Source organism: Serratia proteamaculans, from assembly GCF_946227095.1.
GTDB lineage: Bacteria > Pseudomonadota > Gammaproteobacteria > Enterobacterales > Enterobacteriaceae > Serratia > Serratia proteamaculans_E.
In genome coordinates, this window is the sequence record NZ_CAMISV010000002.1 from 256162 (window position 1) to 268671 (window position 12510).

The 12510-nt window shown below is 59.0% G+C and carries 8 protein-coding genes; all 8 read left to right on the forward strand.

The window, feature by feature from the left end; all coding sequences use genetic code 11:
• Positions 1 to 72 precede the first annotated feature (72 nt).
• The 8 genes from OC597_RS04865 (at position 73) to OC597_RS04900 (ending at position 12482) form a co-directional block, all read left to right on the forward strand.
• A complete protein-coding gene (locus tag OC597_RS04865) occupies positions 73 to 2166 on the forward strand; it encodes a putative bifunctional diguanylate cyclase/phosphodiesterase (RefSeq protein WP_262207806.1) in 2094 nt (697 codons plus the stop codon).
• Positions 2167 to 2262: 96 nt separating this feature from the next.
• The gene (locus tag OC597_RS04870) at positions 2263 to 3396 is read left to right on the forward strand and encodes an efflux RND transporter periplasmic adaptor subunit (protein ID WP_262207807.1); all 1134 of its coding nucleotides are present in this window, start codon (positions 2263 to 2265) and stop codon (positions 3394 to 3396) included.
• Positions 3393 to 6569, forward strand: a complete 3177-nt coding sequence (locus OC597_RS04875; protein WP_261462602.1) for an efflux RND transporter permease subunit — start codon at positions 3393 to 3395, stop codon at positions 6567 to 6569. Before OC597_RS04870 ends, OC597_RS04875 begins: the two co-directional genes overlap by 4 nt.
• Positions 6566 to 8044, forward strand: a complete 1479-nt coding sequence (locus OC597_RS04880) for an efflux transporter outer membrane subunit (protein WP_316044859.1) — start codon at positions 6566 to 6568, stop codon at positions 8042 to 8044. Before OC597_RS04875 ends, OC597_RS04880 begins: the two co-directional genes overlap by 4 nt.
• 77 nt (positions 8045 to 8121) lie before the next feature.
• The gene (locus OC597_RS04885; RefSeq protein ID WP_261254593.1) at positions 8122 to 10638 is read left to right on the forward strand and encodes a heavy metal translocating P-type ATPase; all 2517 of its coding nucleotides are present in this window, start codon (positions 8122 to 8124) and stop codon (positions 10636 to 10638) included.
• A gap of 13 nt (positions 10639 to 10651) precedes the next feature.
• Positions 10652 to 11137 (forward strand): Cu(I)-responsive transcriptional regulator, encoded by a 486-nt coding sequence (gene cueR / locus OC597_RS04890; protein ID WP_427639498.1) that lies wholly within the window; start codon positions 10652 to 10654, stop codon positions 11135 to 11137.
• Positions 11138 to 11210: 73 nt separating this feature from the next.
• Positions 11211 to 11405: a heavy-metal-associated domain-containing protein gene (locus tag OC597_RS04895; RefSeq protein WP_261254595.1), complete on the forward strand. Its 195-nt coding sequence runs from the start codon at positions 11211 to 11213 to the stop codon at positions 11403 to 11405.
• A gap of 150 nt (positions 11406 to 11555) precedes the next feature.
• A complete protein-coding gene (locus OC597_RS04900) occupies positions 11556 to 12482 on the forward strand; it encodes an ABC transporter substrate-binding protein (protein WP_262207808.1) in 927 nt (308 codons plus the stop codon).
• Positions 12483 to 12510: the final 28 nt, after the last annotated feature.

The following is a 12510-nucleotide window of genomic DNA, read 5'->3' on the forward strand; positions in this document are numbered from 1 at the left end:
TATAGAACGATTTCCGCTGGCAAGAATATCCTTTTGGCGTGAATATCCGGCGGTTTTCAGAGGAAATGACAGATGAATGTTTTACCCGAGCACAGTGATGGCAATCATCCTGTTGATCTAGCTAATGAAATTTTTAACGGTTTACCGAATCTCATTGGCGTAGGGAATAGCCTCGGGGGGCATTTCAATAAGTTGTGGTGTGAATATACCGGACTCTCTTCCTCTGATAACAATGGCCTCAGCTGGTTGAATACCCTGCATCCGGATGACTATGCCCGCGTCGATACACTGTGGCAACAGTCGATAACCGCCGCTACCTCGTTCGTTCATCAAGCCCGCCTGCGCCATTACAGTGGTGAGTATCGTTGGTTTTTACTGTCATTCGCGACAAAACAAGTTCCGAACTCCGCGCAGAACCATTGGTACCTGAGCTGTGCCGATATCCATCAGCAAATGCAGGAAAAACAAATCATTATCGACACGCTGGCGGCACAAAAAAATATGCTGGATGCCAGCGTTGACTGTATCAAAGTGATTAACAACGACGGTTCGCTGCTGCATATGAACCGAGCCGGTAGCCTGGCCCTGGGCATAGATGAGAACCAGCAACAATTTGGCATGCCCTGGCTGGGTCTGCTGCACCCAGAGGCTCGCAAGCGGGGCAAAAAAGCGCTGCGTAAGGTGTTAAGCGGCAAAAATGCCAGATTTGCCGGCCTTAGTGCTACCCCGGAGGGCACATTGCAGCATTGGGATAATATCCTCAGCCCGGTAACCGATAAAGATGATCGGATACAGAATATATTGTGTGTTTCGCGCGATGTGACCTCGCAGCGAATAGCTGAAAGACGTTTGCTGATCGCCAGTGAATATGACGAATTGACCGCCTTGCCCAACCGGCGGTTATTCAAGAAAAGATTAAAGCAGGAAATGAAACGGGCCCTGAACAACCAGACATCGCTGGGGCTGATTTTACTGGATCTCGACCACTTTAAGCTGGTTAACGATACCCTGGGGCATGATGCCGGCGATCATCTGTTACGCGTATTATCCCGGCGGCTCAAGGCCTATCTGACGCCGAACTCTTTTGTCTCCCGACTGGGTGGCGATGAATTTGCGGTAGTGATCAGCGACGTTGAAAACCAGCAGGATATTTTCAAAATCGCCAATAGCTTTCTGCTGCAGCTTGAATCGCCGATCACCCACGGTGGCAAAGCGCTTCACTGCGGCATGAGCATTGGCTGCGCCCTGTATCCGCAGGATGCCCGTGACGCGTCCGAACTGATGAAATGCGCCGACACCGCCCTGTACGAGCTCAAGGACGGCGGCCGCGGCGGCGTTTATATGTTTAATTCGAGGATGATGGATAAGGCCAAGGAACGCGCGGCACAGTTAAATCGCGCCCGCCAGATTGTGCGTAATAATCAAATCCGCCCGAGTTATCAGCCAAAAGTCAGCCTGCCAACCGGTGCCATTATCGGCTTTGAAGCCCTGCTGCGCTGGTATTGTCCGCACACTGGCATCCAGATGCCGGATACTGTCAGCGAGGCGTTTAACGATTACGAATTGGCGACAAAAATCGGTGAAACCATGCAAATGAAGGTGTTTGCCGATATGGCCGGTTGGCTTGAGGCCGGTGTTGAGGTGTTGCCGATATCGCTGAACGCGTCCCCTATCGAGTTTTTACGCGACAACTACGCCGAAACTTTCCTGCAGCGCTTGCAGATGTTTAATATCCCTCACCATCTGATTGAGCTGGAAGTGACCGAGCACGCCTTCAATAAGCACGGCTCGAAGTATGTGCTGCGGGCTTTGCAAATGCTCAAGGAAATGGGGATCCGCATTGCGCTCGATGACTTTGGCACCGGGCACTCTTCCTTTACCCATCTGATGGATTACCCGCTGGACTGCATAAAACTGGATCGTGACTTTATTCGCCGTATGAACAACGAGCCGGCCATTTTGGGCATTGTCGAAAGCATGGGGATTCTGGGCCAGAAACTGTCTATCGATATCATTGCAGAAGGCATAGAAACCGAACAGCAGCGCCAAACGCTACGTGACTCCGGTTATCACCTGGGCCAGGGCTTTCTGTTTAGCCAGGCCGTTGAGGCACCTAAAGCGCTCAGCATGTTGTTAATGAGACCCACCCCACAAATATCCGCTTGACCTTCCCAACGTGGGAAATCTGATCGTCTGAGAAAGGGAACCGCAGCCACCCCGGCTCTGCAAACCCATTCGACTCCAGTTGAGGGAGGCAAGACGATGAAAGATAAACACCCGATCCGATTCACCGTGGCCCTAGGCGTCACGCTGGCTATCGCCGGATGCAAGGAAGCCGTACCGCCCGCCACGTTGGCAACGCCACCCAGCGTGCCGGTGTCTGAAGTACTCATCCGTTCGGCAGCACCCTTTGCCGAATTCACCGGTTCACTCACGGCCATAGACCGGGTGGAATTGCGCCCGCGCGTTGCCGGTTATATCCAGCAGGTGAGCGTTCCGGAGGGCCGTTTTGTTGAAAAGGGGCGCAAGCTGTTCCTGATCGACCCTCGTCAGTTCCAGGCGGCGGTGAACGCCGCAAAAGCCCGTCTGCGTGAGACTGAGGCGGAGTTCATCCTCGCCCAGACGGACCATCGGCGAGCCACACAGCTGTTTGCCCAAAAGGTGGTGGCCCGTGAGCGTCTCGATGCGACGACGGCCACTTTAAATACGCGTAAAGCGCAGGTCGACGCTGCAAAGGCCGCTCTGGATGCCGCACAGTTGGATCTGAGCTTCACCAGCGTCACGGCGCCGATCAGCGGACGTATCGGACAAGTCCTGGTCACCGAGGGCAACTATGTCGCCAGCGGCGTAACGCCACTCACCACCATTGTCTCGACTAACCCACTCTACGTCTATTTCGATATCGACGAACGCACCTATTTACGTTCGCTCGCCGCAGACCGGGCCAACGTTGCCGCCGGGGTCAGCGTGGCCTTACTTACCGACAAGACCTATTCACGGCCGGGCCGGATCGACTTTCTCGCCAACACCGCCGACCGAGGTACCGGAACGGTGCGTGTGCGCGCCATTGTCGACAACCCCGAGGGGCAATTAATGCCCGGCCTGTTCGCCAGGGTCAAGCTGGATACCGGTGCACCACAGGCCAGGGTTTTAATCTCCGATCAATCGATCGGGACCGACCAGGGGCGTCGCTACGTGCTCGTGGTCGGTAAAAACGATAAAACGGAGTATCGGCCCGTCGAGATGGGCCCGGAGATTGAGGGGTTGCGCGTGATTAAGCAAGGTCTGCAACCCGGCGAACGTATTGTCGTCAAGGGGCTGGTACGCCCCGGTATGCAGATTACCCCGCAACTGGCGGCGATCGACGGTACGCCATTGCCGAGGGCTAAGTCATGACCTTCCCGCGCTTCTTCATTGACCGCCCTATCGTGGCTATTGTTCTCTCGATCCTGATGGTAATCGCCGGGATCCTTGCCTTCTTCCAGTTACCGCTCAGCGAATATCCTGCGGTGACGCCACCGACCGTGCAAGTCAGCGCGACCTACCCGGGAGCCAATCCCAAAGTGATCGCCGAAACGGTGGCCGCGCCGCTCGAACAGGCCATTACCGGCGTTGAAGGCATGTTGTACATGTCGTCGCAGTCGGCTACCGATGGGCGAATGATCCTGACCGTCACCTTCGCACAGGGGACCAATGCCGATATGGCGCAGATCCAGGTGCAAAACCGGGTCTCGCGCGCATTGCCACGCTTGCCGGAAGAGGTTCAACGTCAGGGTGTGGTAACTCAGAAGACCTCGCCGGACATCCTGATGGTGGTTCACCTGCTGTCACCCGACAAGCGCTACGATCCGCTTTACATGTCGAACTACGCTTTTCTACAGGTGCGCGACGAACTATCCCGCATTCCGGGCATCAGCGACGTTCTGGTTTGGGGAGCCGGTGAATACAGCATGCGCCTGTGGCTCGACCCGGACCTGATCGCCGCACGCGGGCTGACAGCGGGTGAGGTGATCGCTGCAGTGCGTGAGCAAAACGTGCAAGTGGCGGCCGGCTCCGTTGGCCAGGCGCCCCACGCCAATGCGGCATTTCAGGTGACGGTAAACACGCTCGGGCGGTTGACTGACGAGCAACAGTTTGGCGATATCATCATTCGCACCGGTCTGGACGGGCAAGTCACGCGCCTGCGCGATGTCGCTCGCATTGAAATGGGGGCCGATGCCTATGCCCTGCGTAGCCTGCTCGACGGCGAACCGGCCGTTGCGCTGCAAATCGTTCAGAGTCCCGGTGCTAATGCGCTGGACGTTTCACAGGCGGTACGGGCAACCATGCAACGGCTTGAAGGCAACTTCCCCCCCGGCCTTAGCTCACGCATCGCCTATGATCCGACGGTATTCGTTCGCGCCTCGCTTGAATCGGTGGCCATCACCCTGCTGGAAGCCCTGATACTGGTGGTCATTGTGGTGGTGGTGTTTCTGCGTAATTGGCGGGCTTCGCTGATCCCGCTGCTGGCCGTACCGGTCTCGCTGATCGGCACTTTTGCCGTTATGCACCTGATGGGGTTTTCGCTGAACACCTTATCGCTGTTTGGCCTGGTACTTTCGATCGGTATCGTCGTCGATGACGCGATCGTGGTGGTCGAGAATGTCGAACGTCACATCGAAAATGGCGAGCCCCCCAAACAAGCCGCCAGACGGGCGATGGACGAAGTCACCGGCCCGATCATTGCCATTACCTCGGTGCTGGCCGCCGTTTTCATCCCTACCGCCTTCCTGAGCGGTCTGCAGGGTGAGTTTTATCGCCAGTTTGCGCTCACCATTGCTATCTCGACCCTGCTGTCGGCGGTGAATTCGCTGACACTCAGTCCGGCGCTCGCCGCGCTTTTGCTGCAACCACGTCAGCCTGCCATGGCGCGCGATCCGCACAGTCTGCGCGGCCGCGCCGATCGCTGGTTTAAGGCCTTCGGACGGCCATTCCAGCGTGCGCCCGATGCCTATGCCGGTACGGTGCGCAAGGTGGTCCGGATCGGCGGTATAGCGCTGGTGATTTATGGCGGGCTGCTCGCGCTGACTTTCTTCGGCTTTAGGGCAGTGCCGCCGGGCTTTGTGCCGATGCAGGATAAATACTATCTGGTTGCCATCGCCCAGCTCCCCAATGGGGCGTCGCTGGATCGTACCGATACGGTGGTTAAACAGATGTCGAAAATGGCACTGGCAGAGCCTGGCGTTGAAAGCGTGGTGGCTTTCCCGGGGTTGTCGATCAACGGTTTCGTTAATGTGCCCAATGCCGCCGTCATGTTCATCATGCTCGACCCGTTCAAGGCGCGTACAACGTCTGACCTGGCAGCGACGGCGATCGCCGGCCGCCTGCAAGCAAAATTTGCCGCTATTCCTGACGGTTTCCTCGGCGTGTTCCCACCGCCACCGGTGCCCGGCCTCGGCGCAACCGGGGGCTTCAAGATGCAGATCGAAGACCGCAGCGGTGTCGGACTGGAAGCTCTGGCCCAGCAGACGCAAGTGCTGATGATGAAAGCCAATGAGTCCGGGCAGGTGGCCGGGCTGCTCACCAGTTTTGACGTCAATGCCCCGCAACTCGATGTTGTCATCGACCGCACCCAGGCCAAAAGTCAGGGGGTCAATTTGGCGGACGTCTTTGAGTCGCTGCAGGTCTATCTCGGCTCTCTGTATGTCAACGACTTCAACCGGTTCGGTCGCACCTACAAGGTGACCGCCCAGGCCGACGCAGACCATCGCATGCAGGCCGAAGCCATTGGCCGTTTGCAGGTGCGCAATGCGGCCGGTGAGATGTTGCCTTTATCTTCGTTTGTCACCGTTACGCCGGGCTCAGGCCCAGACCGGGTGATCCACTACAACGGTTATCCTTCGGCCGACATCTCGGGGGGCGCCGTCGCGGGCGTCAGTTCGGGGCAAGCCGTGGCAGTGATGGAACGCCTGGCGAGGGAAACCCTGCCGGAGGGCATGACCTTCGAATGGACCGATCTCACTTACCAACAAAAACTCGCGGGCTCCACGGCACTGTTCATTTTCCCGCTGTGTGTGCTGCTCGCCTATCTGATCCTCGCCGCCCAATACAACAGTTGGTTGTTGCCCCTGTCGGTGCTGTTGATCGTGCCGACCAGCCTGCTGAGCGCCATCACCGGCGTGTGGCTAACCGGCGGTGACAACAACATCTTTGTGCAAATAGGGCTGATTGTGCTGGTCGGCCTGGCCGCCAAGAATGCGATCCTGATCGTTGAGTTTGCCCGCAGTCTTGAAGCCGAAGGGACCAGCCCCCTGGAGGCGGTTATCGAAGCCTGTCGACTGCGGCTACGGCCGATCCTGATGACCTCGCTGGCCTTTATTGCCGGGGTGGTTCCGCTGATGCTGGCCAGTGGCGCGGGGGCAGAGATGCGCCAGGCCATGGGGATTGCGGTGTTTGCCGGCATGCTCGGCGTGACGCTGTTTGGCTTGTTCCTGACGCCGGTCTTTTATTTGCTGATGCGTGGCCTGGCGGCCCGCTTCGATCGGTACCGTTCACGAATCAAAGCACGCAGAGAGGGAGTCTCGTCATGAAAATACGCTATCAAGCTCTTGTAGCGCCGCTGAGTGCGCTGGTCCTGCTGAGCGGCTGCGTGGCGGTCGGCCCCGACTACACGCCGCCCCCGCTGTCGTCATCGGCGTTTCCCAGCGGTTTTGCTGACCCGGCCGCAGGTCTGAGTTCGGGCCAGGTTGAGGTGCAGTGGTGGCGCACCTTCGAGGATCCGGCGTTAACCCGCTTGGTTCAGCAAGCGCTGGCGGCAAACCATGACATTGGTATCGCTGCGGCAAGGCTGGAGGAAGCAAAAGCCCTGCTGCGCGAGAACCGTCAGAACTTCCTGCCGCGGGGGGGCCCGGCGCTCAGCTATGACCAGCGTCGCTGGAGTGAAACGGAGATCTCGCCTGACCAACCGCGTCAGGCTGAAAGCTATCGTGGGGCGATCGACGCAGCCTGGGAAATCGATCTCTTTGGCCGCGTGCGGCGTTCGGTGGAGGCCGCTCAAGCACAAGCGGGCTCACGCGAAGCCTTGTTGCGCGGTGTACAGGCGAGTGTCGCTGCCGAAGTGGCGGCAACCTGGTTTGAATTACAAGGTATCGAGGCCGAACTTGCGGTGGTCGCCGCGACTCGCCAAAACCAGCGCGAAAGTCTGGCGTTGGTTGAGCGAAGGTTCAGCGCCGGTTCCGCCAGCGAAGTCGACCGGCTGCGTGCCGAAGCCTTACTGCGAAATGTTGAGGCGGCCACACCAGAACTTGAACGCCGCCGTGCGGCCGCCGGCAACGCCTTGGCCGTCCTGCTGGGTCAAACACCGCAAAGATTCAGCCCCCCTGCTGCCACCGCTGCGCAGGAGATGCTGAAAGTTCGAACCCTGGCCGTGGGTGACCCTGCCGCGCTCCTGTGGCGGCGCGCTGATATTGCAGCGGCCGAACGGAACCTGGCGGCGGCAACCGCCGGAATTGGTGTAGAAACGGCGGGCCTTTACCCCGAGATCCAGATAACGGGCTCGATCGGGTTCGTCGCCGGCAGTCTGGATGCGATGAGTGGCGCGGGAGCGCTGTCGAGCTTTATCGGCCCGGTCATTCGCTGGTCACTGCTTGATAGCGGGCGTGTCCGCGCCCGCATCGCCGCCAGTGAGGCACACGCCAAACAGGCCCTGATCCTCTACGACCAGACCTTGCTGCGGGCCCTGCAGGAAACCGATGATGCCTTTAAGGCTTATAGCGCCGCCGGCAGCACGCTGGCGCTGCGTCTGCATGAGTCAGCGGCCAATCGCGAGGCGGCCCGCCTGGCCCGGGTACGGTTCTCGCAAGGTGAAGGCCTCTACCAGGAGGTCCTCGATGCCGAACGCTCTGACTTCACCAGCCGGCGGGCGCTGAGCGTCGCACGTACCGACCAGCAACTGGCCATTGTCAGTATCTACAAGGCGCTAGGCGGTGGTTGGCAAGCTTGTACATCGGGGCTGAACGACTGCCGAGGCGCTGACGGCACGACTAATTCGCAACGGGTAAAATAAATCGACGACAGTTGTTGACCTTCCAGCGGTGGGAAGCTTTAAGCTTTCAGCAACAGACACCATAAAGGGGCAGTTCAATGACTTCCGTTACCCTCAAACCCGATACCAATCCGACTCTGTCCTCAGTCACTCGACTGAGTTTGCCGGTCGACGGCATGACCTGCGCCTCGTGCGTCGGTCGTGTCGAACGCGCGCTGAAAGCCGTGCCGGGCGTGCAGACCGCCTCGGTCAATCTTGCTACTGAACGCGCCGATCTCACCTTCACTGGCGCGGCCAATCCCCAGGCGGCGGTCCGTGCCATCGAGAGCGCCGGTTACGCCGTGCGTGAAGAGACCACCGAGTTGGCGATCGAGGAGATGACCTGTGCATCTTGTGTCGGCCGGGTAGAAAAAGCCCTGGCACAGGTCCCCGGCGTGCTCGAAGCCAACGTCAATCTGGCTACCGAACGTGCGCGGGTACGTCACCTTGCCGGGGTCGTCGCCATCACCGACCTCGAGACCGCCGTTGAAAAGGCCGGTTATAAAACACGGCGCTTATCCGCCACCACGGCCAGTGCAGACGATCAGGATACCGAGCGTCGTGAGCATGAGGCGCGGGGGCTGCGGCGCTCATTATTGATTGCTGCCACCCTCACCTTGCCGGTGTTCATTCTCGAGATGGGCTCGCATCTGGTACCCGCGATGCACCATTGGGTAATGCAGGTGCTGGGACAGCAGACCAGCTGGTATCTGCAGTTTGTACTCGCCACCCTGGTGCTGTTCGGGCCGGGTTTGCGCTTCTTCCGCAAGGGGATCCCGGCGTTGCTGCGCGGCGCTCCCGACATGAACTCGCTGGTGTCGGTCGGCACGGCGGCGGCTTACGGCTACTCGGTTGTGGCGACCTTCGTCCCCGAAGTGCTGCCGCAGGGCACCGCCAACGTCTATTTCGAAGCTGCCGCCGTGATCGTCAGCTTGATCTTGCTGGGACGGACGCTAGAGGCCCGGGCCAAAGGGCGGACTTCGCAGGCGATCAAGCGGCTGGTCGGTCTGCAGGCCAAGACTGCGCGCGTCGAGCGCAATGGCGAAACCCTGGAAATCCCACTTGATCAGGTGACCACCGGTGACATAGTGCTGGTTCGTCCGGGTGAAAAAGTGCCGGTTGATGGCGAAGTCGTCGAAGGAACCTCTTACGTTGACGAGAGCATGATCACCGGCGAGCCGGTACCGGTGCAGAAAAGTGCCGGTGCTGACGTGGTCGGTGGCACTATCAACAAAACCGGAGCTTTCAGTTTCCGCGTCACCAAAATTGGTGCGAATACGGTGCTCGCTCAGATCATTCGTTTAGTCGAGGAAGCTCAGGGGTCCAAACTGCCGATCCAGGCGCTGGTCGACAAGGTCACTCTGTGGTTCGTGCCGGCGGTGATGGCGGCTGCGGCGTTGACCTTCCTGGTCTGGCTGATCTTCGGGCCGGATCCGGCGCTGACCTTTGCGCTGGTTAACGCAGTCGCGGTGCTGATTATCGCCTGCCCTTGTGCCATGGGATTGGCCACGCCGACCTCGATCATGGTCGGTACCGGCCGCGCCGCCGAGCTCGGGGTGCTGTTCCGTAAAGGTGAAGCCTTGCAGGCACTGCGTGATGTGAGTGTTATTGCGCTCGACAAGACGGGCACGCTGACCAAAGGACGTCCCGAACTGACCGATCTGGTGCCCGCAGAAGGCTTTGAACACGATGAGGTTCTGGCGCTGGTGGCGGCGGTTGAAACCCGCTCCGAGCACCCGATTGCCGAAGCGATTGTCGCGGCAGCCAGACAGCGGAACATGTCGCTCGCGGCCATTGAAAGCTTTGACGCCACACCGGGTTTCGGCGTCACGGCCAGCGTCGCGGGGCGAACTGTCGCCGTCGGTGCAGATCGCTTTATGACTCAGCTCGGCCTTGATGTCAGCCACTTCCAGCAGACTGCCCGACGCCTCGGTGAACAGGGCAAGAGCCCGCTCTATGCCGCCATCGACGGTCGGTTGGCAGCGGTGATTGCGGTCGCTGACCCGATCAAGGACAGCACCCCGGAGGCGATTAAGGCGTTACATGCGCTTGGCCTTAAGGTCGCGATGATCACCGGCGACAATGCGGCAACAGCCGCAGCCATCGCCAAACAACTCGGTATCGATGAAGTCGCCGCCGAAGTTCTGCCCGACGGTAAGGTTGCGGCACTGAAGAAATTCCGCCTCAATGGAGCACGGGTGGCCTTCGTGGGCGACGGTATTAACGACGCACCGGCACTGGCCGAAGCGGACGTTGGGCTCGCCATCGGCACCGGAACCGATGTGGCGATTGAGGCGGCTGATGTGGTGCTGATGTCGGGCGACCTGCGCGGAGTGCCGAATGCCATCGCACTCAGCCAGGCGACGATCCGCAACATCAAGCAGAACCTGTTCTGGGCCTTTGCCTATAACGCAGTGCTGATCCCGGTGGCGGCCGGTGCGCTCTACCCGCTGAACGGCACATTGCTTTCACCGATCTTCGCCGCGGCGGCGATGGCGCTCTCCAGCGTCTTCGTTCTCGGCAATGCGCTGCGGCTCAAACGCTTCCAGGCACCGATGACGGTCGAAACCAAATAAGATTTAGGGGTGAATGATGAATATCGGACAAGCGGCAAAATTCTCCGGCGTCTCGGCGAAGATGATTCGTTACTACGAACAAATTGGCTTAATCCCGAAAGCGATGCGTTCTGATGCCGGTTATCGCCATTACAGCACGGCAGATGCCCATAGCCTGCGTTTTATCCGGCGTGCCCGTGACCTTGGCTTTCCCGTCGACCAAATCTCGGAACTGCTGATCCTGTGGCGCACCTGTGACCGTTCCAGCGCCGACGTTAAGGCCATGGCGCTTTCCCATGTCGCCGGACTAAAGGCGAAGATCGCCGAGCTTCAGGCTATGGCGCAAACCATCGAGTACCTGGCCGAACATTGCCACGGCAATGACCGACCGGACTGCCCGATTATTGAGGGTTTGGCAGAGAAGGCGGCGACGGTGGAACCTGTTTCACCGGTACCCCGCAGGACACCCCGGTTTGGTATCGACATGCCCGCTTCGGCGCGCCAACGCGGTCACTCGTGAAAACAACCGCTTGACCTTACTACGTTGGCAGGCCGCACATTGGCCGAACACCGTCATTCATAAGGAGATCACCATGCTACGTTTCTACATTCCCAATATGACCTGCGGCGGCTGCGCCAGCTCCGTCACCAAAGCGCTACTGAGCGTCGACCCACAGGCGGTGATCGAAACCGATCTGGCCGCGCGTGAAGTTATGGTCGACAGCACCCTGGACGAAACCCCGTTCCTCTCCGCCTTAAGCTCCGCCGGATACCCGGACAAGCAATAACCCTGCCCCTGGCCGACCGCCCGACAAACTCCGGCGGTCGGCATTTTTTTATCCCGCAATTAGTTAGCCATTTTTGTTCGTTCACAGAATCAGCGGCTTGAAGGATAGTGAGTTGACCGCCTCAACCACATAATAATGCAGGTAATAATAATGATGTATAGCGCAAAACTCACCGCAGCGGCGGCACTCCTTAGCCTTTCAGCCCTGGCGCATGCCGCCCCGGGCATTGACCTGGTCGCCAACGAAACCCCGATTAATACGCTGAAAAGTGCTGAAGCGGCGGCCAAGATCCCCGCCGGGTTTAAATTCGTCGAGCCGGGTACGCTGACCGTGGCCGTGTCTATTCTGGGCAGTGGCCCGCCATTCGGGTTGTACGCCCGTGACAATAAAACGGTGATTGGCAGCGAATCGGATATTGCCCGGCTGGTAGCCGATGGCCTGGGGCTGAAACTCAAACTGGTACCGACTTCGTGGGAAGACTGGCCGCTGGGCGTCACCTCCGGCAAATACGACGCGGCAATTTATAACATTACCGTCACCCAGGAACGTAAAACCAAATTTGACTTCGCCACTTACCGCCAGGATACGCTGGGCTTCTACGTGAAGAGCGGCAGTAAAATCACCTCGATAAAATCAGCACCGGATATTACTGGCAAGAAGATTATCGTCGATTCCGGTACCAATCAGGAGGCAGTGTTACTGGCCTGGGATAAAGAGAATCAGGCCAAAGGGCTGCCCGCCCTGTTGCCGATCTACGTGACCGACAAAGCGGCCGCCACGCTGGCCCTCCAGTCGGGCCGGGCAGATGCGACCTTTGGGCCGAACGTATCCGGCGCTTATCAGGCAAAACTGAACGGTAAAACCACGCTGGTGGGCATCGTGCCAGGCGGTTGGCCGCGCAGCGCCAACATTGCCGTTACGGTGAAAAAGGGTAATGGCCTGGTGAACGCGGTACAGGCTTCGCTCAATAGCGCTATCGCCAATGGCAGCTACCTGAAGGTGTTGGATCGTTGGGCGGAAAGTGACGAGAAAATCGAACATTCTGAAATCAACCCACTGGGGTTGGGCGATAAGTAATATCCAGACCTGGGCCCAGGGAGGAACC